This window comes from Salinadaptatus halalkaliphilus (assembly GCF_006543045.1).
Taxonomy (GTDB): Archaea; Halobacteriota; Halobacteria; order Halobacteriales; family Natrialbaceae; genus Salinadaptatus; species Salinadaptatus halalkaliphilus.
Window position 1 is genome coordinate 295,038 of sequence record NZ_RBZW01000003.1, and the last position, 23,363, is coordinate 318,400.

The 23,363-nt window shown below is 64.3% G+C and carries 21 protein-coding genes; 12 read left to right on the plus strand and 9 right to left on the minus strand.

Annotation, left to right across the window (positions count from 1 at the left end; all coding sequences use genetic code 11):
* Nucleotides 1-134: 134 nt before the first annotated feature.
* From D8Y22_RS01540 to D8Y22_RS01550, 3 genes are all read left to right on the plus strand, one after another.
* Nucleotides 135-566 (plus strand): universal stress protein, encoded by a 432-nt coding sequence (locus D8Y22_RS01540; RefSeq protein ID WP_141462805.1) that lies wholly within the window; start codon nt 135-137, stop codon nt 564-566.
* 105 nt (nt 567-671) lie between these two features.
* Entirely contained in the window at nt 672-1,694 is a 1,023-nt protein-coding gene (locus tag D8Y22_RS01545; RefSeq protein WP_141462808.1) for an NADP-dependent oxidoreductase, read from the plus strand.
* A complete protein-coding gene (locus tag D8Y22_RS01550) occupies nt 1,691-2,530 on the plus strand; it encodes a VOC family protein (protein ID WP_141462810.1) in 840 nt (279 codons plus the stop codon). Before D8Y22_RS01545 ends, D8Y22_RS01550 begins: the two co-directional genes overlap by 4 nt.
* A 72-nt stretch (nt 2,531-2,602) precedes the next feature.
* Here the strand turns inward: D8Y22_RS01550 and D8Y22_RS01555 are convergent, their stop codons facing one another.
* Together D8Y22_RS01555 and D8Y22_RS01560 are read right to left on the minus strand one after the other, a co-directional pair.
* A complete protein-coding gene (locus D8Y22_RS01555) occupies nt 2,603-3,580 on the minus strand; it encodes an MBL fold metallo-hydrolase (RefSeq protein ID WP_141462812.1) in 978 nt (325 codons plus the stop codon).
* A gap of 74 nt (nt 3,581-3,654) precedes the next feature.
* Nucleotides 3,655-4,764, minus strand: a complete 1,110-nt coding sequence (locus tag D8Y22_RS01560; protein WP_141462815.1) for an AI-2E family transporter — start codon at nt 4,762-4,764, stop codon at nt 3,655-3,657.
* Between the two features lie 140 nt (nt 4,765-4,904).
* Here D8Y22_RS01560 and D8Y22_RS01565 point away from each other — a divergent pair, with 140 nt between their 5' ends.
* On the plus strand, nt 4,905-5,357 hold the full coding sequence (locus tag D8Y22_RS01565) for a hypothetical protein (protein ID WP_394348179.1): 453 nt from the start codon (nt 4,905-4,907) through the stop codon (nt 5,355-5,357).
* Here D8Y22_RS01565 and D8Y22_RS01570 read toward each other — a convergent pair.
* On the minus strand, nt 5,338-6,003 hold the full coding sequence (locus tag D8Y22_RS01570) for an O-methyltransferase (protein ID WP_141462819.1): 666 nt from the start codon (nt 6,001-6,003) through the stop codon (nt 5,338-5,340). The two genes, D8Y22_RS01565 and D8Y22_RS01570, sit on opposite strands and share 20 nt — an antisense overlap.
* A gap of 127 nt (nt 6,004-6,130) precedes the next feature.
* Here D8Y22_RS01570 and D8Y22_RS01575 point away from each other — a divergent pair, with 127 nt between their 5' ends.
* On the plus strand, nt 6,131-6,580 hold the full coding sequence (locus tag D8Y22_RS01575) for a dCTP deaminase/dUTPase family protein (RefSeq protein WP_141462821.1): 450 nt from the start codon (nt 6,131-6,133) through the stop codon (nt 6,578-6,580).
* Between the two features lie 278 nt (nt 6,581-6,858).
* The gene (locus tag D8Y22_RS01580; protein ID WP_141462823.1) at nt 6,859-8,718 is read left to right on the plus strand and encodes an alpha/beta hydrolase family protein; all 1,860 of its coding nucleotides are present in this window, start codon (nt 6,859-6,861) and stop codon (nt 8,716-8,718) included.
* Here D8Y22_RS01580 and D8Y22_RS01585 read toward each other — a convergent pair.
* On the minus strand, nt 8,715-9,998 hold the full coding sequence (locus tag D8Y22_RS01585) for an MFS transporter (RefSeq protein WP_141462826.1): 1,284 nt from the start codon (nt 9,996-9,998) through the stop codon (nt 8,715-8,717). The two genes, D8Y22_RS01580 and D8Y22_RS01585, sit on opposite strands and share 4 nt — an antisense overlap.
* Nucleotides 9,999-10,334: 336 nt before the next feature.
* The gene (locus D8Y22_RS01590) at nt 10,335-11,954 is read right to left on the minus strand and encodes a long-chain-fatty-acid--CoA ligase (protein ID WP_141462828.1); all 1,620 of its coding nucleotides are present in this window, start codon (nt 11,952-11,954) and stop codon (nt 10,335-10,337) included.
* A 140-nt stretch (nt 11,955-12,094) separates the two neighbouring features.
* On the opposite strand from D8Y22_RS01590, the gene D8Y22_RS01595 reads away from it, so the two are divergent.
* The 4 genes from D8Y22_RS01595 (at nt 12,095) to D8Y22_RS01610 (ending at nt 14,851) form a co-directional block, all read left to right on the plus strand.
* On the plus strand, nt 12,095-12,232 hold the full coding sequence (locus D8Y22_RS01595) for a DUF7560 family zinc ribbon protein (RefSeq protein WP_141462831.1): 138 nt from the start codon (nt 12,095-12,097) through the stop codon (nt 12,230-12,232).
* Between the two features lie 112 nt (nt 12,233-12,344).
* The gene (locus D8Y22_RS01600; protein ID WP_141462833.1) at nt 12,345-12,971 is read left to right on the plus strand and encodes a universal stress protein; all 627 of its coding nucleotides are present in this window, start codon (nt 12,345-12,347) and stop codon (nt 12,969-12,971) included.
* A 102-nt stretch (nt 12,972-13,073) separates the two neighbouring features.
* A complete protein-coding gene (locus D8Y22_RS01605; protein ID WP_141462836.1) occupies nt 13,074-13,652 on the plus strand; it encodes a hypothetical protein in 579 nt (192 codons plus the stop codon).
* Between the two features lie 8 nt (nt 13,653-13,660).
* Nucleotides 13,661-14,851 carry a hypothetical protein gene (locus D8Y22_RS01610; protein ID WP_141462839.1) on the plus strand — a complete coding sequence of 397 codons (1,191 nt, stop codon included), beginning with the start codon at nt 13,661-13,663 and terminating at the stop codon, nt 14,849-14,851.
* A gap of 4 nt (nt 14,852-14,855) precedes the next feature.
* Here the strand turns inward: D8Y22_RS01610 and D8Y22_RS01615 are convergent, their stop codons facing one another.
* Nucleotides 14,856-16,223, minus strand: a complete 1,368-nt coding sequence (locus D8Y22_RS01615) for a heme-copper oxidase family protein (protein ID WP_141462841.1) — start codon at nt 16,221-16,223, stop codon at nt 14,856-14,858.
* 201 nt (nt 16,224-16,424) lie between these two features.
* Between D8Y22_RS01615 and D8Y22_RS01620 the strand changes: the two genes are divergently transcribed.
* Together D8Y22_RS01620 and D8Y22_RS01625 are read left to right on the plus strand one after the other, a co-directional pair.
* Nucleotides 16,425-16,817 (plus strand): MoaD/ThiS family protein, encoded by a 393-nt coding sequence (locus D8Y22_RS01620; RefSeq protein WP_141462843.1) that lies wholly within the window; start codon nt 16,425-16,427, stop codon nt 16,815-16,817.
* Nucleotides 16,818-16,911: 94 nt separating this feature from the next.
* On the plus strand, nt 16,912-18,054 hold the full coding sequence (locus D8Y22_RS01625; RefSeq protein WP_141462845.1) for a thiolase family protein: 1,143 nt from the start codon (nt 16,912-16,914) through the stop codon (nt 18,052-18,054).
* A 186-nt stretch (nt 18,055-18,240) separates the two neighbouring features.
* Here D8Y22_RS01625 and D8Y22_RS01630 read toward each other — a convergent pair whose 3' ends face one another.
* The 3 genes from D8Y22_RS01630 to D8Y22_RS01640 all read right to left on the minus strand — a co-directional run bounded on the left by D8Y22_RS01630 (nt 18,241) and on the right by D8Y22_RS01640 (nt 23,006).
* Nucleotides 18,241-19,380, minus strand: coding sequence for an acyl-CoA dehydrogenase family protein (locus D8Y22_RS01630; protein WP_141462847.1), 1,140 nt, complete (start codon nt 19,378-19,380; stop codon nt 18,241-18,243).
* Between the two features lie 314 nt (nt 19,381-19,694).
* Nucleotides 19,695-21,914 carry a TRAP transporter permease gene (locus D8Y22_RS01635; RefSeq protein ID WP_141462849.1) on the minus strand — a complete coding sequence of 740 codons (2,220 nt, stop codon included), beginning with the start codon at nt 21,912-21,914 and terminating at the stop codon, nt 19,695-19,697.
* A gap of 9 nt (nt 21,915-21,923) precedes the next feature.
* Complete coding sequence (locus D8Y22_RS01640) at nt 21,924-23,006, minus strand: TAXI family TRAP transporter solute-binding subunit (protein WP_141462851.1); 1,083 nt, start codon at nt 23,004-23,006, stop codon at nt 21,924-21,926.
* Between the last annotated feature and the right edge of the window lie 357 nt (nt 23,007-23,363).

Here is a 23,363-nt window from a genome sequence, read left to right on the forward strand (position 1 = left end):
GCCCCCAAACCGAAAGCCGTCCGCCGGTTCTCAGCGGTCGGGAAGACGGGAAGATGTTCGACCGGCGATTCATACGCTCGATACGCTCCGTGTTGTATGTGCATTCTTATCACACTCGCGCTCGAAGATCGAGTATGACGACACACGTCCTCGTTCCCGTCGATGGCTCGAGCCGATCCGACGAGGCCCTCGCGTTCGCCCTCGAGCAGTATCCCTCGGCCAGGGTGACGGTCTTGCACGTGGTCGAACCGGTGAGTCCCTACGGCTACGCCGGCGAGGACGCGTTCGACTACGAGGCCTACACACGGGAAGCGACCCACCGGGAGGGGCAAGCCGAAAAACTGCTCGAGGGCTACCAACAGCAGGCGGCCGAATACGGCACCGACATCGAGACCACGGTCGAGATGGGGAAACCGACCAAGGCGATCCTCTCGAGCATCGACGAACTAGGCGTGGATCACGTCGTCATCGGGAGCCGCGGCCGCTCCGGCGTCGGCCGAGTGGTCTTCGGCAGCGTCGCCGAGACGGTAACGCGGCGCTCGCCCGTCCCGGTCACGATCGTGTAATCTCTTCTCATGCGTCGACTCCAGGGCCGAATCGATCTACCCTGCCGGAGTTCTGTCCGGCAGTATCACTACGCTAATCGTGCTCGAGATGGAATACCCTGCTCGATGCCAACTGAGAGCAATCGACAATGGGTGCTGTCGAACAGACCGACCGGCGAGCCGACGCTGTCGAACTTCGAACTGGTCGAGGAGCCGGTTCCCGAACCGGGGCCGAAAGAGGTGCTCGTCCGAACGTCGGTGCTGTCGGTCGATCCGTACATGCGCGGTCGGATGCGCGATAGCGAGTCCTACGCCGACCCCTGGCCCGTCGGCGAGCCGATGCGAGCGCGGTCGGTCGGAACCGTCGTCGAGTCGAACCACGCCGCGTTCGAGGCCGGCGACACCGTCACCGGCAACCTCTACTGGGCGGAGTACGCCGCCGTCGACGGAGCCGATCTCGAGGCCGTCGACGCGGGCTCGGCACCGGATTCGACGGCGTTGCACGCACTCGGTATGCCCGGGCGGACCGCCTACGTCGGCACCGTCGACGTCGGTCGCGTCGAACCCGGCGACACCGTCGTCGTCTCGGCCGCGGCCGGTGCGGTCGGCTCCGTCGCCGGCCAAATCGCCCGGATCGCCGGCTGTCGAGTCGTCGGGATCACGGGGCGAGCGGCGAAAGTCGACTGGCTCACCGACGACCTGGGCTTCGACGCGGCGATCAACTACCGGACCGCGGACGACCTCTCGGACGCGGTAGCCGAGGTCTGCCCGACCGGTGTGGACCTGTACTTCGAGAACGTCGGCGGTGAGATCTCCGACGCCGTTACCGACCACCTGGTCGATCACTCTCGAGTGGCCGTCTGCGGAAAGATCGCCCTGTACAACCAGGAGGACGGCGACGACGAACTGGTCGGCCCGCGTCGGCTCCACCAGCGGACGCGAACGCGCGTCGAGGGGTTCATCGTCAGCGATCACGCCGATCGGTTCGATCACGTCGACGCGCGACTGCGTCGATGGGTCGAAGATGAGGCGATCCGGTACCGCGAGACGGTCACCGACGGCATCGAGAACACTCCCGAGGCGTTTCTCGGCTTGTTCGAGGGAACCAACCTCGGCAAACAGCTCGTCCGTCTCGAGGACGGTGAATGACCGAGAAACCGCTGTTGCCCGCGGGAACGACGATCGGTCGGACAGCGCTGCGTGTCGGGGAGCTCGAGTCGATGCTCGAGTTCTACCGTGACGTCGTCGGACTCGCGGTCCAGACTCGAGGGGACCACAGAGCGACCCTCGGCGTCGACGACACGCCGCTGCTCGAGTTGTATCGTGACGAAACCGCACGGCCGAGAGCGCACGCGCAGGCGGGGCTGTTTCACAACGCGTTCGCGCTTCCCTCGCGGGCCGCACTGGGGGGTGCCCTCGAGCGCGTTCGAGCCGACTGGCGCCTCGACGGCGCGTCCGATCACTTCGTCAGCGAGGCGCTGTATCTCACCGACCCTGAAGACAACGGCGTCGAACTCTACGTCGACAAACCGAAAACCGTGTGGCCGCGCCGCGACGACGGCACGGTCGAGATCGGGACGGTCCCGCTCGATCTCGACACTCTCCTCACCCAGTCCGACGGCTCGAGCGAGGTTCCCGCCGACACGACGGTCGGCCACGTCCACCTGGAGGTGACGTCGCTCGAGGCGGCTCGAGCGTTCTACGTCGACGCGCTCGGCGTGACCGTCCAGACGAGCGTCTCGTCCGCGCTGTTTCTCGCCGCGGGCGATTATCACCATCATCTCGGCCTTAACACCTGGAACGGCCGGACGGAGCCGGCTGGCGGTCGCGGACTGGCGTGGTTCGAGTTCGTCGTCCCCGCCGGTACACTCGAGACGGTTCGAGAACACCTCGCCGAGGCCGACGTGTCGGTAACCGAACGCGGCGACGGCGTCGAACTGACCGATCCGGACGGAACGTCGGTTCGTATTCGGACGCCATCCTAGGGGCGCCTGGGATTGACCGTCGGGCCGTGGCCGTCGACCGGAAGTACGCTGGGAACGGGCGTGTCCCGGCAGTTAGCCGTCCGTTGGCTCGAGGAGTTCGTAGTGGTCGACGCCGTCTCGCTCGGTGATCCGAACGCGATCCTCGTCTGCTAACAGATCCAGGTGGCCGATCACCTCGGACATGCCGGAGAACATCTCCGTCGCGGGCAGTTCCGGAAACATCTCTTTCATGATCGCGTACGCAGTCACCGGTTCGGCGTCGGCGACGAGCTCCGCGACGTGCTCTTTGCGCTCCTCGTGGTGATCGATCGTCTCGCGAACGCGGCCGTGGAGATCGGACATCGGCTCGCCGTGGCCGCCGTAACCGACCGTCGCCTCGAGCTCGAGGACGGTCTCCAGCGCCTCGATGTAGGCCGGCAGGCTTCGCGTGCGCTCGTCGGTCGCGTCGGGCGCGACGGTAAGGAGAGGGTTTGGCGTGATATCGGGCAACACGTGATCGCCGGTGAACATGGCGTCTTCGGCGGCCGCGAGAAAGCTGACCGAGCCGGGAACGTGGCCGGGCGTCGACACGCACTCGAGTGTAACGCCGGCGTCGACGGTGTCGCCGTCGGCTACCGGGTCCGTAACCGTAACCGGGGCCTGGTACTCGGTGTACGGTTCCGGCAACTCGAGGACGGTATCGACCGCGTCCGTCGGCATACCCATCGAGCGCAGGAAGGGCCGGAAGTACGCCTGTTCGCGCTTGAAGTGTGCAATCGGATCGGCCAATCGGTCGACGGCGTGTTCGTGGGCGACGACATCGGCCCCGGACGCCTCGACGAGCCGGCTGGCCTGCCCGAAGTGGTCCATGTGGGGATGGGTGATGAGGATGCGGTCGATCTCCGCGATCTCGTAGCCGTCTGTCGCGAGCGAGTCCGCGACCACCTCGTAGGCTTCGTCGGTCGCCGGGCCGGGATCAACGACGGTGACTCCGTTTCCGGTGAGCTGATAACAGTTAACGCTGCCGACGCTGAACGGCGTCGGAATCCGTGTCCGGGTCAGCTGGTCCATGCGAACAGTTGCACGACGATCGCTAATAATCCCCGTCGTCGCGGCAGTTCGCCATCGCTGTGGCGCTCGAGCGTTCACCGTGTGGTTTGGGGGCTCTCGTCGGCGACTTCGTCGAAGGATTCGACGACGGCCCCGGATTCGGTCCGCTCCGGTTCGGCGGCGGATTCCTCCATGCGGTATTGGGTTCGGAACGTCTCGATAATCGCAACGAGGACGCCGATCAGGATCGGGCCGACGAACAGGCCGACGAACCCGAGCGTGTAGACGCCGCCGAAGACGCCGACGAGGATCACCGCCGGGTTCAACCGCGCCTGCTTGTCGATCACGATCGGTCGAACGTAGTAATCGATGAAACTCACCACGACGAGACCGTAGGCGGCCAGAAAGATCGCCGACGACGTCTCGCCGACGATATACAGGTAGCCGGCGGCGGGCGCCCAGACGATGAACACCCCGATCAGTGGGAGGAATGCCAGTATCACCATGACGATCGTCCAGAAGACGACGTTTGGGATACCGACCAGGTAGAATCCGAGACCAGCAATCAGCGCCTGGACCACGGCCGCGAAGGCGTGCCCGATGACGGCGCCCCACGTCGTGCGATCGATCTGTGCGACTAACGTGGCGCTAACCGCCGGCTCGAGCGGGCTCGCTTCGGTGAGCCAGGTGACCAGCGAGGAGCCATCGACGAGCAGATAAAAGACCAGAAAGAGAACGAGCGCGACGCCGAGCGAGACGTGTAACAGCATCGCGATCAGCCCCGGAACGTCCCCAAAAAAGAGGGTGAACAACCAGTCGGTCGCGAGTATGACCGGTTGCTCGAGGTCGATAGTGGCGTCCGTGAACTCGGCGAGTTGGGCTTCGATCGGCGCCATCTGGATACTGCTTTCGCCGCGAGAGATTTCGCGAAGATCCTCGCGCAACGCCGTAAGAACGTACAGCACCGGCAACACGATGGCGACGAGACTGGCGACGATCAACGTAATCGCCGAAACCGATTCGGCGATCCGCCGGCCCGGCGTATACGGTCGAAAGACCGCGACGAGTCGATTCTGTAGTGGGAGCAGGACGTACGCGAAGACAAGCGCCAGCAGAATGTACTCCAGAAACGGCCGGACGATGACGAAGACGACGACGCCGAAGACTGCGAAAAGAGAGAGCAAAAATGCGTGCCCACGGTTCATACGTTCGAGTAGCGTTCACTATAAATGAACGTTTGGATGGACAGAGTGTGTCTTCTTGAGACGGAATCGCCACACGTCGGGACCGGAGCCAACAGCTATATATTCGGTCGACAATACGTGCCAGCAAAGCGGTGCACGACGTGATTTCGACTACACTTCGTTCGGGTCGACGCCTGCTCGCCGTCTCGTTCGCTTGCTTTGCCGTCGCTGGCCTCGCGAACGCGACCGTCGACGCGGTCGTTCCAACCGTCGCGGCGACCGCCGTCGCGGTCGGCGGCGTCTACTGTGTCGCCCGCTATGCACGCCGAGTCAGTCGCCGGACGCTCGCGCAGCTGTCGCTCGCCCTCTGGGTCGCGTTCTTGGGCGTCGCCGGATTGCACGCGATCGGCCTCGAGACGGTCGCCGGCACCGTCCCCGGCCCCGATAGCGCTCTCGTCGGCTCGTTGACCGCCGTGACGTGGGCCACGCTGTTGCTCGCCGCCTCGACGACGACCTTTCTCGGCTTTCGCGAGTACGGCGCGACGACCGGCACCGAAACGCCCGAAGAACAGGTCCTCGAAGGCAACCCCCGGACTACGCGACGCGATAACTGATCGCGATCCCCTCGCCGAGCGGTAGTACGGTGGTCTCGAACGCTGGATCGTCGGTCACACGCTCGAGGTAGTCGCCGATTCCTGCCGTGTGGTCGTTCTGTTCGGGGTCGCCGCCTTCCACGCGCTCGAGCAACGCGTCGAACTCGATGATACCTGCCGTAATCGCGTTGTCCGCGACGACGAGTCCGCCGACGGGAATCTGGTCGCGAACCGCCTCGAAGGCATCGACGTACCGGTGTTTCTGGTGGTCGATGAGAACGACATCGAACTGGCCGTCGTACTCCGCGATCGTCTCGAGGGCGTCGCCGAGTTCGTATCGGGCCAGGTCGTCGTAGCCGCCCCGGGCCATGTACTCGCGGGCGTGCTCGAGTTCGTCGTCGTCGACCTCGGTGAGGACGATTTCGCCGTCGTCGGGCAGCGCCTGGGCGAACCAGTACGCCGAGTAGCCGAAACCGGAGCCGAACTCGAAGATGCGCTCGGCGTCGGCCAGCCGGGCCAGCAGCCGCAACGTGGCGCCGACCTCGGGTCCGACGTGGGGGAACCCCTCGGATTCGGCGTAATCGTCCATTTCCGCCAGTACGTCGTCGGGATCGGGACCGACCGCGCGAACGAACCGTTCGATATCGGATGCGAGCACGTCGACCATACCGGTCCTACGTGGAGACGCCCAAAGAGCGTGCCGAACGCGAACGACGGCGCCGTCCGATCGATCCCGGTTCGGCGGTGGTCTCGAGGCCAGTTTTTTGCCGGTCGACACCGTGTTATCGACCGACATGTCCGCCGATCACTCGCTGGCCGAGGCCGTCGACAACCTCGTCTACGAACCGGTACAGGTCCACGACCACGGGATCGACCTGACCGTCGGTGCGATCTACGCGGTCACCGCCCCCGGGCAACTCGATTTCGGTGGCGACGAACTCGAGGATGCCGACCTCGAGCCGATCCCGACCGAACAGCGCGACCCCGACGACGAGTACGGCTGGTGGGATCTCGAGGGCGGTCAGTACGTCCTCCAGCACAACGAGTTCCTCGCGGATCTCGAGGCGCCGATCCAGCTCCAGCCTCGCAACGAGTTGCTGGCTCGGGGCGCCTCGCATCCGTCGGTCAAGATCGCCTCACACCTGCCGTTGCTCCCGCTGTCGGTCGCGGACGGCGGCATCCGGATCAAGGAAAACGCCCGCGTCTCGACGCTCGTCGCCCCGACTCGAGCCGATCGGGATTGATCGCGATACTGGTGGGCAGAACTACGTGAAGCCGATCGTACTGTGGGGTCGTCACCGTCGGCGACGATCCCGAATTCGCGATCGGCTTCGTATTGACTGCTGTCCGACAGTAGGGTTCATCTCGAGAATCTACCGTCGGCCTCGTCTCTCGACAGCTGCCTAACGTCGATTTCGTTCTGCTACAGTGAATTACCGCCGTTCCCGAATTCGAGTTCTTCACCGAACAACGTTAATATCAACCGATAGTTTTCTAACAGCGTGCTCGAGAGTGTCACGCAATGACGAACCAGCCGACCGAAGACGAAGCGGAGGAACCGAATCGAAGGGGGAGATCGACGCTTGCAGGGAGACAGCTATTCGTCGTTTTCGTGGTCGGTCTCACACTGGTCGCCGGTGGCACCGCACTCGCGAGTTGGACGGCCACGAGCGGCGGCGACGTCACCATCGAAGAGACGACGATCGAGACCGATTCCGGCCTCGAGCTATCGGCGACTGTCTACGAGCCCGAGAGTGCGAGCGCCGACAACCCCGCGCCAGGGGCCGCGTTGATCCACGGCTACACCGGCCAACAGGGGACGATGTCCTCGTTCGCGACCGAACTCGCCGATCGCGGCTACGTCGCCGTCACCGTGGATCAGCCGGGCCACGGCGGCTCCGAGCCGCCGGCCTTCGCCGACGGCTTCGGCGGCCCGGCGACGCTCGAACACACCCGCTCGCTCGAGATCGTCGACGACGATCGGGTGGCTATGGCAGGCCATTCGATGGGCGGGTTCGCCGCGCTCGAGGCCGCCGATGACCAACCCGAGGGCTACGAATCGATCGTGCTGATCGGCTCGACGTGGGGCGAAGTCGATCTCGCAGAGCTCCCGGACGCCGATCAGGAGTTCCCCCGCAACATGGCCGTCGTCTTCGCGCCGTACGACGAGTACGCTCCGGAGATGTGGGGCGAGCGCGTCCCCGCCGACGTCGATGAAAGCGAGAAACTCGCGAGCGCCTTTGCGAGCGAGCCGCCGATCGAACACGGGAAGATCGATGGCACGTTCGAGGACGGCACCGCCCGCACCTTCACCGCGCCGCCGACGATTCACACCGGGATGCACCGCTCGACGACGACCGTCGGCGACACGCTCGAGTGGGTCGAACTGACGATCGGCGACCCCGACGACGCCGCGAGCGAACGCCCCGAGAGTCAGACCTGGTACTGGGCCTCGATCGGGCACGCAATCGCGTTGTTAGGCGGACTCATCGTCGCTGTCGGATCGACCGGGGCCGTCTGGCATCGACTCGAGGGACGCGGGCGACTCGATCCGACGCCGACGGGGACGACTGCAGCGGAGTCAGTGGAACCGGACACGACGACAGCGGGGTCGACGGCACCGAACCGGGCGACTGGCTGGCCGCGACCGACGCTGCTCGTCCTCTCGATTCTCCCCGCGGTGACGATCTATCCACTGTACGCGATCGGTACCGCCGCCGTGCCCGTCACACGGCTCACCCACCAGGATCTCACGCACGGCTACGTCTGCTGGGCGCTGGGTACCGTCGCTATCGCCGCCGGTATCGTCGGCTGGCGCCACGGCGGTCTCGACCGGGCGAGCCTCGAGGCCCTCGCTCCGAGCCGACGCGACGCGGGTCGATCGCTCGCCGCTGCGGTCACTGGCGTCGGTGTCCTCTACGTCGTTCTCGCACTCGTCGACGCCGTCCCTGGCGGCGGACTGAACGCCTGGGTCGTCGGGCTCGAGTCGCTGTCGGCGCTACGGTGGTTCTCCGCCGCGGTTTATGTCGTGCCGGTGTCGCTCGCTACTGTCGGCCTGGCCGCCGGTCTCGAGCGAGCGACCGCCGGAAGCAGGTCGCTCCCTCGAGCGCTCTGTCGCGGGCTCGTTTTCAGCTGCGGCGGGCTGGTCGTCTTCCTCGCAGTGCAGTACGGCCCGCTGTTTCTGGGCTATGGCATGCCCCTCCCCGAGGCGGGCCCGCTCGCGATCACGACGATCAACGCGACGGCCATGCTCGGCGTCGCGACGGTGGTTACGATCGCGGTGAATCGATCGACGACATCGGCGCTGACCGGTGGGCTCGTCGCCGGGCTGGTCGTTACCTGGATGCTCGTCGGGACGGGACCGATTCCAGTCGCGTTCTAGATGTCTGTTCGTTCCTCGGACGGCGCTTGCTCCGGTTCGACATCCGGCTCGACCCCCAGCAGCGTAACCACCACGAAGAGGAGACAGCCAAGCGCCATCCCCGCACAGAGGAGATACTCCATCCGATAGCCGACGGCGGCGCCAAGCGGCACAGCGATGACGGGACCGACCGCCGCACCGAGATCCCCGAAGACATTGTAGATGCCCCCCATCTTCCCGACATCCGCCTCGGGACTAATATCGCCTAGATACGCCAACAGCGGCGGGTTCGTTCCGCCGACGCCGATCCCGATGCAGACGACGCCGACGATGGTCATCGAAAGCGTCGGCACGAAGCCAAGCAGTGCAAATCCGAACGCGAACAGCGCGAGTGCGGGAACCGTCACGAGGGCGCGGTCGCCGACGTAGTCCGACAGATTCCCCGAAACGACCGTCGTCGCACTCGAGGCGAGGACGGTCACCGCCATGATGAACCCGCTAGCGCCGACTTCCGAGAACACGCCGATCGAGATGTCGTTCGCCTCGAGATACAGGACGACCGTCGACAGCAGGATGCCGGAGAACAGAAACCGGATGGTGAAGTTGACCGAGCCGATCATGAGAATGCGCGAATCCGAACGGACGAGTCGGGGAAGGTCACGGATTCGAACCGGGTCGTGGGCGACGTTGTGGACCGTCGGCAGGGCCAGCGCAGCGACCACCGCGGCGAACAGTCCGGCGGCGCCCGCGCTGCCGAACGCGACTTCGAAGCCGTAGAGATCCGACAGCACGCCACCCAGGATGAGCCCCGACGGAAAGCCAAGCGCTTGCCCGCCTCGAAAGTAGCCGATCCACTTGCCGCGGTTGTCGTCCGAGGTGACGTGGATGACGATGCTGTAGGCGCCGACGAAGACGAACGCCGACCCGATCCCCCACACGATCCGGGCGAGGATGAAAATCGCCGCCGCATCGAGGAGGGGAACGAAAGACGGGTAGAGACCGACGATATAGCCAAACGGTGCGACCCCCTGCAGTACTAACCCGATTATCATCGGTTTCCGCGGCCCGACGGTGTCGATGATCTGGCCGGCCGGCGTGTTCATCACCAGCCGCGTGAATCGGTTCGTCGACAGGATCACGCCGACGAGAAACGGGGAAATGCCGAGTATAGCCCCGAGGGTCGGCAGGGTCGGGAACGCGACACCGCCACCGACCCCGCCGAAGAACACGCCGGCGATCAGGCTCCCGACGACCAGCGGAAGGTTGTACTCTCGAGGCGGATCGTCCGAGGACGCTGTCAATGCGGACCAACTCTGGGTTGCGTTTGCCGATCAGTTCGCTCGTCGCAGCGACGAGCGAGTCTGTCGGGAGTGTACTCGACCACGATACGCGGTGGCGTCGGCGACCGACCCAGCAGACGACGTCGTGTGGAGAGGGGAGACACGTCGGCAGCCGATCTCGCTCCGACCGAAAGTGTCATTAGGTAACACACTGCCGGGAAGGGTGAGTAGCTATTGCTCACGGAGGTTTTTGCTACATTTCGGGCTCGCGCGGTCACCGGAGTACGGATCGTCTCGGCTGGCGGACACACCGTCGGTCGGCAGCAAAAACCGATCGGCGAGCGTGCTGTTAGCCGATTAGTTCTCGTCTTCGTCGCGGAGCTTGAACTTCTGGACCTTGCCGGTCGTCGTCCGGGGCAGTTCCTCGACGAACTCGATCTCGCGGGGGTGTTTGTACTCCGCCAGGTTGGTCAGACAGTACTCTTTGAGTTCGTCGGCCGTGATGTCGGCGTCGGGCGTGGGAACGATGAACGCCTTGACGGTCTCGCCGCGGCGCTCGTCCGGAATGCCGGCGACGGCGGCGTCGGCGACGGCCTCGTGCTCGAAGAGGAGTTCCTCGACTTCACGCGGGTAGACGTTGTAGCCCCCGGTGACGATCATGTGTTTCTCGCGATCGACGACGTAAAAGAAGCCGTCCTCATCGTGATAGCCGATGTCGCCAGTGTGGAACCAGCGCCGGCCGTCGGCCTCGGTGAAGGCCGCTTCGTTGGCCCCCGGCAACTCGTAGTAGCCTTTCATCACGTTCGGTCCCGCGACGACGATTTCGCCGGTGATCTCGCGCAGATCGGTGTTCTCCTCGTCGACCGGTCCCTCCGCGACCGGCTCGACATCCTCGAAGTTCTCGTCTTCGGGCGGCTCGTCACCGCCCGAACGGTCAGCGGAACTTCGTTCCGCGCTATCGACGACTCTCGAGTCGACGCCGGGAACCGTTTTCCCCACGCTGCCGACGCGCCGGCCTTCGATCGGGCTGTTGAAGTGGGTGATCGGACTGGTCTCGGTCAGGCCGTAGCCCTCGTAGATCGTCGGCTCGTACAGTTCCTCGAACCGCCGAAGCACCTCCGTCGGGATGCCCGAGCCGCCGACGCCACAGAGCCGCACCGAGGAGAAATCGAACGCCTCGGCGTTTGGCTGGTTGATGACGTCGTTGTACATCGCGGGGACGCCGTGCATGAGCGTCAACTGCTCGTCTTCGATGAGTGAGACGGCCTCCTGGGCGTCCCACTCCGGCAGCGGGTAATAGGCCCCGCCGTTGAACAGCGTCGAGTTCATCACGACGGTCATTCCGTAGATGTGAAAGAGCGGGAGCACGCCGAGCTGTTTGTCGTCCGGCCGAATGCCGTCGGGGATGAGCTCCGACGCCGCGTTCGCGTTCGACGCGAGATTCTCGTGGGTCAACTGGACGCCCTTTGGCCGTCCGGTCGTCCCCGATGTGTAGGGCTGGACGGCGACGTCGTCGTCGGCCCGGTCGGCGACGGCCGGATCGCCTGCCTCGAGGAACTCGCTGAACTCCGTTGCGCCCTCGGCGTCGCCGCCCACGCTGACGACGTGTTCGACATCGGTCTCGTCCCGGACCTCGGTGACGAAGGGAACGAGGTCCGCGAGCGCGACGACGACCTTCGCCTCGCTGTCGCCGAGCAGGTGGCCGATCTCGCGGGCCTTGTACTGGGGGTTCATCGGAACCACCGCACCGCCGGCTCGCAGGGTGCCGTGGAAGGCGACCACGAACGGCGGGAGATTCGGTAGATAGAGCGCGACGCGGTCGTCGTCCCCGACACCCCGGCTCTCGAGTGCCGTCGCGAACGCCCCCGTCTGTGCCCACAACTCCTCGTAACTCGTCTCGGTCCCCTCGTAGCCGATCGCCGTGTTGTCACCGAACGTCTCGACAGCGGTCGCGAGATGGTTCACTAGATTCGTCATCGCTCGTCCAAGTCGTCGTAGCGTGTCCCCAAAAGAATTTACATCGTTGATATGCGAAAATTCGGTTACGGAACGCACTGTCTTAAATACCCCCGATATCGTGTGCAGAACGCTACCCGATTCGACGACCTAGCTCCGGTATGACGATGCCCACGCTCACCTGTCCCGGGTGTACGACGCGACTCGAGCTCGACGAACCGGCTCTCGAGGCGACGATCGATCACGGCTGTCCGCTGTGTGGCGGCTCGATATCGGAACAGAACGTGATGAGTTATTGAGGGAAACCGAACGGGTGAAAACCGTGTATTTTGTGGCGTATCCGCGGCGTATCGATCCTCGGTCCCGGACGAGTGACTGGATCTATATGTTTGCGCGCCGTAGATATCGACGATGTACCAGGACGTCCTCGTGCCGACCGACGGTAGCGACGGAACTCGTCGATCGATCGCGCACGGACTGACGATCGCCGATCGATTCGATGCAACGATTCACGCGGTATCGATCGTTCCCGAAGGGCCGCTCGGAACGCTACAGAGCGATCGGGCGGCTCCCGCCGCACACCGGGCCGTCGAGTACGTCGAGGTCGAGGCCAGCCGTGCGGGGATCGAATCGACCACCGCCGTCGAGCACGGCGTCCCACACGAGGTGATCCTGGCGTATATCGACGCTCACGACATCGACATGGTAGTCATGGGGACGCAGGGACGAACCGGACTCGACCGCGTTCTCGTCGGCAGCGTCACCGAACGCGTCGTTCGAATGGCGGACATCCCCGTCGTAACGGTCCGAATGACCGAGGAAATCCAGGTCGACGACGCCGACGACGCCGAGCAAATCGCTCGCGACGAAGCCGAACAAGCGGGCTACGACGCCGTCAGCGTTCGGGAGGCTCCACATCGAACCTCCGGCGCCTGGCTCGTCCACCTCGAGAGGGACGGCGACGATCTCGCGGTGTCCATCGACGCCGTCACCGGCGAAGCCAGTATCGCCGACGAGCGCTACGGGACCGACGGATAATCGGACAGGAAACGCCAGTCGCGTCCGGAACGCCATCGAACACGTCCGGCTGACGGTCGCACTGACGACGGCGACGATGGGGGAATACGGTGGCCCAGTAACATGTTCGGGAAGAGCTACTGGGGTGTTGCCCGCGTTGGTTCCGGTATGAATCCGTTCTCGAGCGGGCGATTCCGCAGCGACGACGGCACCGAATTCGACTCGTGGCGGAAGTTCGACGCCGAGACGATACCCGATCCCGGCCCCTTCCTCGAGGGCCAGACGGTACTCGAAGGCGACGCCCACGCCGCGTTTCACCGGCTCACCCGCGATCTGTTCGAGGAGCGGGGCGTCTACGACGCGACCTTCGGCTACAATCTCGCGAGACTCAACCTCGATAGACGCCATCCCGAGGCCGGCTACCGGTACGCGATCGACACCGACGAGGCGACCGTCTTGCGAGCCGAGTTTACGCCGACGACCGAATTCTGCCCGCAGGCCGAAGCGCTCGTGAAAGGGTCACTTCGCGCCTGGAACGGCCTCGCAGACCGCCACGAGTACGACCACGTCCGGGTTCGGGTCCATCCCTCTCACCACCGAGCCGAGCCGTTGAACGAGTCGCTTACCGACCTCGAGGCGACGATCCGCGAGACGGGAACGGTCCCGGATCCGGAATCGACATCCCACTCGGCCCCGATCTGAGAACGACGATGGCGAGTCAGACGGCGACGGTGTCGCGATGGTCACGAGCGCTGGTCGTCGCCGGGATCGTGTTCTTCGTCGCCTGGCACGTCGCCGTACTGGCGGGGGCCACACGGGATGGGACGCTCGTTCTCGGCCTGAACGGCTTCGTCTTCTCGATCGTCTTCGGCAAGGCCTACGGGCTGGTACCCTCGTACTTCGCCCGCGAACTCGCCGTTCCGTACGCGCCGGCGGTCCACCTGCCGCTTGCCGTCGGGGGAACGATCGCTCTCTTCGTTGGGCGTCTCGAGTTCGGGCCGCCGATCTTGTCTGCTGTCGGTGCGACGCTCTGGCTCGCGGGCTGTCTGGTCTTCGTCGGAACGCTCCTCTGGACCATCCGCGGGAATCCCACGGGCAGCGAGACCGGCACGGGCGCGACCGATCGTCACCGCAAGCGCGTCGATCGCATCGCCAACGCCGCGGTCCCCCTCGTGCTCGCCTCTCTCCTCGCGGGCGCAACGCTGCTTGCGCTTCGAGCATGGGAGCTCGAGCCACCCATCGGCGTCTCGAGTGGCCCGGCCACGACACACCTACTCGCGGCCGGCGCGGCGGCGTTGCTGGTCTTCGCGATCGGCTTTCGACTGTTACCCCGCCTCCTGGTCGTCACGTCGCGCTCGAGTCTGGTCGCCGTCGTCCTCGTGGCTGGGGCTGTCGGTCCGGTATTGCTCGCGATCGATCTCTACGGCGGCCGGCTGTTTCGACTGGGGGCGACACTGCAGGCCCTGGCGCTCGTCGGCTTTGCAGTCGCCTACGCGGACATGTTTCGACGCAGCGATCGTCGGCGAGTCGGCGGCTGGGTGATCCTGGCGGCCGTCGGCGCGGGGACACTCGTCGCGGCACTCGGCCTCTCGTTCGCCATCGGCGACGCGACCGCCGCCACTACCGACCTCCACTACCGACTTGCCGTCGGCGGCTTTCTCGGGTTGACGATCGTCGGCGTCACCTACCACTTCTATCCGCCAGCGATCGCCTCGAGTCGGTTCGTCGACGACCGAACGGCCGCACTCGCGGCGGGGGCACTCGTGGCCGGTCTCGCACTCGAGACCGTCGGTGCGATCGGAAACGTACCGGAGGTAGCGACCGGCGGCGTCGCCCTGTCGACCGTCGGCGGGGTACTGTACGCGACTGTTATCGGAACGGTACTGCTCGAGCGTCGATGAGCGACTACTCGGCGGGGTGACTGCCCTCGTCACTGGCCCCTTCCGGTGGGGTCGAGTCACCCCGGTCGACGAGCACGCCGCCGATCCCGTTCGGTCCGTGGCGGTGAATCGTCAGCAGCATGTTGACGACGAATAGGCAGAACCCCATCGTCGCAAGCGCGCCGCCAACGACGGTGACGGCCGTCGGCAGCGCGAACACGGGGCCGCCGGCCAGTCCGAGGAAGCCGACGACGGTTAGCCCGAAATCCGCCCGCTCGAGGCGGTCGTCGTAGCAGTCGTCGATCATCGGCACCTGCTCGAAGCCTAACCGGTCGCTGTAGGACTCGAGCCAGACGATAAAGGGGACGATGTGGTAGAGCGAGCCGACGACGACGAAGCCGAAGACGCCGACGACCAGCACGTTCATCGCGTCCGGATGTCCGAACAGCCCCGCGTAGCCGGTCGGCTCGAGCACCCAGGCGGACGTCGTCAACGAGAGCCACGTGATCAGCGAGGCGACGACGATCCAGTAGCGATCGGTCATCGGCGAGCGGCCGGCCGTCGCTCGGCCGAGCAGCCGGGCGATGGCGACGGCGAACCCGAACAGCCCGATCAGGACCGCGACCGCACCGACTCGAGCGATCGGCTCGACGCCCAGTCCGCGTCCGAGCGCGAGCATGAGGACGCCGACGGGGAACAGGGGTTCCTCAAGGCGATACAGTGCGTTCTCGAGCGCGCCGGGCTCGTACTGAGCGAACATCGTCACCAGTTGGGCGAGCGCGCCGACGATCGTCGCGAGCACGGCGCCGTAGAGCGCGAGCGTAGCGTGGACCAGGAGAACGTCCCCCCGACCGACGGCTGTGCCGTCGAAGACGGACATCGCGAAGTCGAGCGCGAGGAGATAGCCAAGCGGCGCCAGCAGGCCGAAACAGCCCAGCGCGAACGCAAAGTGCCGTTCGGTGAAATCCAGCGGTCGGGCCGCCGCGAGCGTCCGGCCGACGTTGTAGACGAACAGCCAGAGTCCGAGCAGTATCGGCGCGGCGACGACCGGCAGCCACGCGAGCGTGCCGGCGAGCAACGCGACGACGAACCCGACCAACCCGCCGGCGACGAGCCACAGCTGGACGCGTGCGAGTCCCCTCGAGTGGATCGAGACCCCCGACCAGACGGGGACGAACTGGGTCATCGCGCCCATGATCGTCAACCCGATCCATCCCAGAAGCGTGACGTGGACGTGGGCGACCCCCGACAGTCCAGGAAGCGTCGCCATCGCCATCACGGTGGCGCCACCGACGCCCACGACGAGGAAGCCGAGTCCGACGACGAAGTGCCGGAGCGGGATCGCCATCGGCGGCTGCTGGTCCGTCCGGAGGCCGCCCGGAATACCGTTCATATCGGTCGTTCGTCCCCCTCGCCCCTCCCGTTGTGCCCGAATACGTTCGTGCGCTGTGCCCGAACGTGTTCGTGGCCCACTCTCGAACCCGATCAGTCCTCGATCCCGAACGCGTTCTCGTTCCGGTTTTGAACCAATTCGCTCTCGGACACGAACGTGTTCGCACTCGAGCGTTTGTCGCTGGCACACCTATCGAACGGTATGTCCACCGACGCCGGCTCGAGCCACCCGGAATCGACGACCGTCACCGTCCGCTGTACCGGCCACGTCCGCGACGCCGTCGGTACGCACGAACTCGAGTATACGTTCGAGGGAACCCGGCTCCGGGCGTTTCTCGAGGCCTTCTTCACAGAGTACGATGTCGCTGATCTTCTGATCGCCGAAACAGAAGCCGACGCGACCGCACGTGGGTGGGCCAGACCGCCCGACGAACTGCCGGGGACGTGGCGAAAGAACCCGCCGGGCGACCAGACTCGAACCTTCGCCCGCGTCTGTGTCAACGGTCGCTTCAACGAGCACCTCGAGGGGTTCGAGACGCCACTCGAGGACGGCGACCGCGTCGCGCTCATCTACCCATTCATGTTTTGTTGCTGACTCGCCCCCGTTATAGTCATAGATGTGATTCATGGGCCGACGCCGTTCGAACGGAGCGCCTTTATTCGCGGACCGCAAGCGATTCACACACACAATGAGTGACGACCAGCCAGTCATCGTTGCAGCAGTTCGAACACCCCAGGGGAAACACGGCGGCGCGTTCGCCGAGACCGGCAGCGAGGAACTTTCGGTCCCGCTCGTCGATGAGATGCTCGCAGAAACCGGCCTAACCGGCGACGATGTCGACGACATCAGGTGGGGCTGTGCGAAACAAGTCGACGAACAGAGCAACAACATCGCCCGCGTCATCGCCTTGCTCTCGGCGCTGGGCGAGGGCGTGCCCGGCACGACGATCGATCGACTCTGTGCCTCCTCGGCGGAGGCGATCATGAGCGCCAGCGACGCGATCCGGGCTGGCCAGCGCGAGGTCATCGTCGCCGGCGGCGTCGAAAACATGTCCCGCAACGAGCGTCGGAAGGGGATCGGCTCCTACGACGGTATCGCCGAACAGTACGACGCCGCCGGCCTCGCGATGGGCCAGACGGCCGAAAAAGTCGCCCGCGAGTACGAGATCTCCCGCGACCGTCAGGACGCCTACGGCGCGCGCAGCCAGCAACGCGCCTGCGAGGCCAACGACGCGGGCAAATTCGAGGACGAAATCGTCCCGATCGAAACTGAGGACGGGCTGATCGAGGAAGACGAAGGCCTCCGTCCCGGCACCACGAAAGAGAAAATATCGGGCCTACCGCCCGCCTTCGACGACGATGGCACCGTCACCGCCGCGACGGCGTCCCAGATCTCCGACGGCGCCGCCGGGGTCCTCGTCACCTCCCGCGAATTCGCCGCGGACAACGACCTCGAGATCCGCGCCGAGATCGAGGACCACAGCGTCGCCGGCGTCGATCCGACGGTGATGGGGATCGGCCCCGTTCCCGCCGTTCGGGAGCTCTGGGAGCGAAACGGTCGCTCGGCCGACGACTACGACCTCGTCGAACTCAACGAAGCCTTCGCCAGTCAGACGTTGTACTGCCAGGACGAACTCGGCTTCGAGGACGACAGCTTCAACGTCAACGGCGGCGCGATCGCACTCGGCCATCCCCTTGGTGCATCCGGCGCTCGCCTCCCCGTCACGCTCATCCACGAACTCGAGCGCCGGGGTGGCGGCCTCGGCCTCTCGACGATGTGTGTCGGCTACGGACAGGGCGGCGCCGTCGAACTACGAGTGCCGTCGCAGTAACGGTCGAGTCATACGGTTTCCTGTACGCTATTTCCGACACAACCGCCATCCAGGTCGCAGTTGCGCCGGTATATCGGGACAGCAATCCGTCTCGAACCGCGAGACACTCGCTCGAGAAAACGATACGGCTCTGTTGATCCGTCAAACCGAGAAGATACTCAGATAGAAGAAAGGTAGGCGACCAGCTTACAGGATCTGGTCGGAGATGATGTTCTTCTGAATCTCGCTGGTGCCTTCGTAGATTTTCGTGATGCGGGCGTCACGGTAGTAGCGTTCGGCGGGGTAGTCCGTGACGTAGCCCGAGCCGCCGTGGACCTGGATGCCCTCGTCGGCGACTTCGACCGAGATCTCGGAGGCGAACAGCTTGGCCATACTCGAGTACTGGGCGGCGATGTCCTGGTTGTTCTGCTCGACTTCGGTCGCGGCGCGGTAGGTCAGCGATCGGGCGGCCTCGACCTTGGTCGCCATCTCGGCGATCTTGTGTTCGATGGCCTGGAAGTCCTTGATCTTCTGGCCGAACTGCTCGCGTTCGTTCGCATATTCGATCGCGGCGTCTAAGGCACCCTGTGCGGCGCCCACGGCCTGTGCAGCGACGCTGGTACGCCCGGAGGCGAAAAACTCCATCAGCTGGTAGAAGCCTTTGTCGACTTCGCCGATGACGTGTTCCTCGGGGACGCGAACGTCGTCGATGACGACTTCTGCGAGGTCGGAGGCACGGATCCCGAGCTTGTTGTCGATTTTATCGGTGCTGATGCCGTCGAAGTCCATCTCGACGAGGAAAGCGGTGATGCCGCGGTGGCCCTCGTCGGGGCTGGTCTTTGCCATCAAGACACCGACGTCGGCGACGGTCCCGTTGGTGATCCACATCTTGTTGCCGTTGAGGACGTACTCGTCGCCGTCTTTCTCGGCGACCGTCTCGATGCCCGCAACGTTCGAGCCGTGTGCGGGCTCGGAGATCATCGAACAGGAGGCAGCCTCACCGTCGGCGATCTGCGGGAGCCACTCCTCTTTCATCCACTCGTCGCCGAACTCGATGATCATGTCCGTCCCGAAGCCCGCCGAGCCGACGGCCGAGCCGATACCTGGGTCCGCACGCCAGAGTTCCTCCGTGACGATCGTACTCGAGATCTTGTCCATGCCGGCACCGCCGTAGTCGAGCGGAATACTCGGCGCGACGAAGTCGTACTCCGCGGCCGTTTTGCGGAGTTCCTCGGGATACTTTCCGGACTGGTCGTACTCTTCGGCGACCGGCTTCATTTCGTTTTCACCGAACTCACGAACGGACTCACGGATGGCCTCGTGCTCGTCGGATAGACTGAATGCCATATGTCACGATTTGCCGGGACAGACAAAATAGCTTTGGATAGGGACATACGATGCAAATGTAATTCGACAGTAATTGAACGTTGTAAAGGAACCTGGACGCGTGGGCGTCCACTCGAGACGGTGACGCGGTTCGTCGTTCAGCACTGTCTCGGAAACTGCCGGCAGTGATACGGATTACTGTACCGATGTACCGGCGGTGAGTCGAACTGTGTGAGACGAGCCTCGGTCGAGGAGCGAAGCGAGTCAACCGGTGCACCCGCCGCCCGGGTCGCGCGTGCGCCGAAACTGACATTACAGTAAACCGTATGAGCCGGTCAGTCGGCCGAGGCTTCGGCCGGTTTTGCCTCGCGGTCGAGATCGTAGCCGACGATCACGATGGCGTAGACGAGTCCGGCGACGATCGCGCCGGCCGCGACGATCTGGACGCCGACGTGGACGAGCGACCCGAACATCGCAAGCGCCGCGAGGGCACCGTAACCCAGTCGCCACGGAATCGAGAGATCGTGTGCGCCGTCGAAGCCGACGGTCATGACGACCAGTCCGGTGGTTCCCGCTAACACGACTGGGAACGCGATCAGCGTGTCGGGGAACGACCAGTAGATGAGGCTGTTGTTCGTGACGAACGCGAACGGAATCACGAAGCCGGGAGCGCCGATTCGCAGCGCCTGCACGCACGACTTCGCGAAGCTTGCGCCCGCGATGCTCGAGCCGATCGCGACCGAGACGGCGACCGGCGGCGTGATCGCCGACAGCATCGCGAAGTAGAAGACGAACATGTGGGCCGTGATCTCCGGGATATCCATCGCGATGACGCTCGGAACGATCAACATTGCGACGAGGATGTACGCTGCCGGCGTCGGCATGCCGAGGCCAAACAGGATGCTGGTAAGCATCGCCATGATCAGCAACAGGACCAGGACGCCACCGGCCAGCGAGACCATCTCCTGGCTAATGGCGCCAGAGAGGCCGGTTCCCTCGATCAACTGGAGAATGACGCCGAGCGAGCCGAGGATACCGACCAACGGAGCCATCTCGACGGCACCCTGCTTGAACCCCTCCAGCGTCTGCAGCACCGTCTCGAACGCACTGTATCCGATCGCTCGTGGCGTCGATCGGTCGACACCGCCGAGGACATCGGCAACCGCCTTCGGAACGAGCAACAACAGGGTGAGCAGGGCGCCACCCTTCGAGTCGGCCTCCGTCACCTCGGCGCGCGCAGTCTCACCGACGCCGAAGACATCGACGAGGACGTTCCGGAAGAACATGACTGCGATAATCGTGACGATCGTGTAGAAGCCGGCCGCAAGCGGCGTAAACCGGAGCACGACGAGCGTGTATATCAGGACCGTAAGCGGAATTGCAAAGTGAAGTCCGCCCAGCAACGACGTGTAATCGAACGCCTCGAGCTCGTCGGTCGTCCAGCCAAACTTCAAGACGAGGAGATAGACAGCCATCCCGACGCTCAGGTAGAACAGTGCGGCCGGTATCACGCCGGCCTGAATGATCTCGACGTAGGGAACACCGAGGATGTCTGCCATCAGGAACGCCGCGACGCCCATCACCGGCGGCAGCATCTGGCCGCCGCTCGAGGCAACGGCTTCGATCGCGCCAGCGAAGTCGTCCCGAATGCCCTGTTCTTTGATCATCGGGATCGTGAAGCTCCCGGTCGTCGCCGTGTTGGCTGCGGCGCTGCCCGTGATCGAGCCCATGATCATGCTCGCGACGACGGCCATCTGGACGACACCGGTTCGGAGCGTCTTGCTCGCTTCCCGGCCCACGTCGAGGATGTAATCGAGCGCGCCGTAGGCCTTGGCGATGCCGGCGAACATGATGAAGATCGCGACCCAGGTCGCACCGATGTCCAGAATGAAGCCGTAGGTACCCTGCAAGCCGATCGCACCCTCGCGGGCGATCCGGTTGGGACTCATCCCGCTGTGATTGAGGATGCCGGGAAGCAGCGGGCCCACGTATGCGTAGACGAGTGCAAAGACGACGACCGAGGTGAAGAGATAGCCGAACGCTCGGCGAGTCGCGTCGGTGACGATGAAGATGATCAGAAAGCCGACGAGGATGTCGGTCGTGGTGTACCCAACGGTGTAGGCTTGCTCGAGTCGTACGAAGTGGTAGTGAACGTAGGCAGTCGCACACAGCGACAGCGCTGCGAATACCAGTGCGACCACGGGGCCAACACGTGTACTGATCCCCCGGAACCACGATGCATCGGGGACGACGGACTCGAGGCGGGTGTCGGCAAACGGATCCGTTCCCAGCGACTTCCGCGCCTGGATAAGATAGTACAGCGCGAGGCCGACGCCGAGGAAGACGTTCGAGTACTGGGTCGGCTCCGTAAACGAAAGCGTATACGCGTAGTGAACCGTCAGCGTGGTCAGACCGATCCCAAAGAGATAGATCAGTACCGTTAGTACCTTCTCGGCCGTTACCGGTCCCGGCGAGCGCAGATGCTCGAGGCGAAGCTCGGTGAGGCCGATTCGATCCGCACCGCGACCGTCCTGAACGGAAGCGTCCTCGGTCATGGCGACGCGTTAGTCGCCCACGACGAAATCATCGTCCCAGACACCCAGTTCCTGGAAGAAATCGGCCGCAGCGGGGTGGAATGGGAAGTCGTCGTACATCCGGGCAGTCCACCACTCGTCGTCGACGAAGTAGCCCAGGTAGGCGTGGTCGTCGGCCATCTCCTCGCGGTGATCGTACAGCGTCTCGAGGAACTCGTAGACGGCGTCGTACTCGAGGTCGTCGCGAACGATGTAGTTGTAGGCGATGTTGATGCCGATCGCTTCGTCCGGTGCGTGTGCGTAGCCCTCGAGGTTGTCCTGGGTCATGTCGATCGGCTCGGCGGCGATGCCCGGATCGTCTTGTAGGTCGTCGACGACATCGTCGGGCCACTCGAGAACGTAGGTGTCGACGGTCTGTTTCATCTCCTGAATCCAGGCCGCCTCGAAGTCGAAGTTCGAGATCGTAATGGCGGCGACGTCGAGCTGTCCTTCCTGCATGGCGCCGGCTTGCTCGCCGTACTCGACACTGATAACCTCGTAGTCGTCGAGCACGTAATCGAGGGCATCGGTGATCATGTCACGGGTTCCGGACTGGCCAGGCGTCGGGGAGATACGAGCACCCGCTTCGATCTCGTCGATCGACGTCCAGCCCTGGTTGTTCACGAGCAGCCACGGTAGGTCGTTGTAGTTCATGATCTGTTGTGGCTGGTAACTGAGGTCGTGATAGGGCTCTTCCTCGTTCATGATCATCCCCGCCGAGTGGTTCTGGATCATGCCGATGTCTGCCTCCTCACGGTCGAGTCGGCCGATGTTGTCCTCGGTTCCCTGACTCGGTTGTGCGTCGACGCTAAGTCGATCGGAGTTGCTGTCGACAGTCGAAGCGATCCCCTGGGAGGCCGCTTGCGTTCCGGTTTCGGCCTGGGACGTGACCATGACGAGATTTTCCGATCCATCTCCACCGCCGCCGTTACCGTTGCCGTTGCCGTTACCGTTCCCACCGCCCAACTCCTCGTCGAGACAGCCGGCCAGTGCAGCCGTCGTTCCAGCACCCAGTGCTGTCAAAAACGCCCGACGGCCGGTACTATCGTCACCGCGGATCGGATTCTCCACCATAGATATGCCATGTTAATGTCCCATTATAACGGTACCGGTTTCCGCAAAACAGCGGAAAGTGCGATTCCACTCGGCCCTCACATCGTATGCAGACCTTGTGATTATATCACACACCGTAAATCCTCTTCGAGAAATTGCCAAAATCGTAAGAACGTTGCGGATCTTCGTACAGACCCGGCCGTGTCTGTGCCGTGTCCGACCGGAAAGGCGGCGAGCAAACCACAATAGCTTTGCGTCTCATTCCCAACCGTCTACGTATGCTGGATTACGTTCAGCTCGAGGCGGATCTGGACCAGGAAGAGCGAATGATCCGGGATACGGCCCGGGAGTTCGTCGAGGAGCACGTCAAACCCGACA

Coding starts and splice junctions, on each gene's coding strand:
- D8Y22_RS01615 (WP_141462841.1), bottom strand. CDS start 16,223: ATGAACGGTATTCCGGGCGGCCTCCGGACGGACCAGCAGCCGCCGATG.
- D8Y22_RS01555 (WP_141462812.1), bottom strand. CDS start 3,580: ATGGACCAGCTGACCCGGACACGGATTCCGACGCCGTTCAGCGTCGGC.
- D8Y22_RS01590 (WP_141462828.1), bottom strand. CDS start 11,954: ATGACGAATCTAGTGAACCATCTCGCGACCGCTGTCGAGACGTTCGGT.
- D8Y22_RS01635 (WP_141462849.1), bottom strand. CDS start 21,914: ATGACCGAGGACGCTTCCGTTCAGGACGGTCGCGGTGCGGATCGAATC.
- D8Y22_RS01570 (WP_141462819.1), bottom strand. CDS start 6,003: ATGGTCGACGTGCTCGCATCCGATATCGAACGGTTCGTTCGCGCGGTC.
- D8Y22_RS01595 (WP_141462831.1), top strand. CDS start 12,095: ATGACGATGCCCACGCTCACCTGTCCCGGGTGTACGACGCGACTCGAG.
- D8Y22_RS01605 (WP_141462836.1), top strand. CDS start 13,074: ATGTTCGGGAAGAGCTACTGGGGTGTTGCCCGCGTTGGTTCCGGTATG.
- D8Y22_RS01540 (WP_141462805.1), top strand. CDS start 135: ATGACGACACACGTCCTCGTTCCCGTCGATGGCTCGAGCCGATCCGAC.
- D8Y22_RS01560 (WP_141462815.1), bottom strand. CDS start 4,764: ATGAACCGTGGGCACGCATTTTTGCTCTCTCTTTTCGCAGTCTTCGGC.
- D8Y22_RS01610 (WP_141462839.1), top strand. CDS start 13,661: ATGGCGAGTCAGACGGCGACGGTGTCGCGATGGTCACGAGCGCTGGTC.
- D8Y22_RS01545 (WP_141462808.1), top strand. CDS start 672: ATGCCAACTGAGAGCAATCGACAATGGGTGCTGTCGAACAGACCGACC.
- D8Y22_RS01580 (WP_141462823.1), top strand. CDS start 6,859: ATGACGAACCAGCCGACCGAAGACGAAGCGGAGGAACCGAATCGAAGG.
- D8Y22_RS01620 (WP_141462843.1), top strand. CDS start 16,425: ATGTCCACCGACGCCGGCTCGAGCCACCCGGAATCGACGACCGTCACC.
- D8Y22_RS01625 (WP_141462845.1), top strand. CDS start 16,912: ATGAGTGACGACCAGCCAGTCATCGTTGCAGCAGTTCGAACACCCCAG.
- D8Y22_RS01640 (WP_141462851.1), bottom strand. CDS start 23,006: ATGGTGGAGAATCCGATCCGCGGTGACGATAGTACCGGCCGTCGGGCG.
- D8Y22_RS01600 (WP_141462833.1), top strand. CDS start 12,345: ATGTACCAGGACGTCCTCGTGCCGACCGACGGTAGCGACGGAACTCGT.
- D8Y22_RS01550 (WP_141462810.1), top strand. CDS start 1,691: ATGACCGAGAAACCGCTGTTGCCCGCGGGAACGACGATCGGTCGGACA.
- D8Y22_RS01575 (WP_141462821.1), top strand. CDS start 6,131: ATGTCCGCCGATCACTCGCTGGCCGAGGCCGTCGACAACCTCGTCTAC.
- D8Y22_RS01630 (WP_141462847.1), bottom strand. CDS start 19,380: ATGGCATTCAGTCTATCCGACGAGCACGAGGCCATCCGTGAGTCCGTT.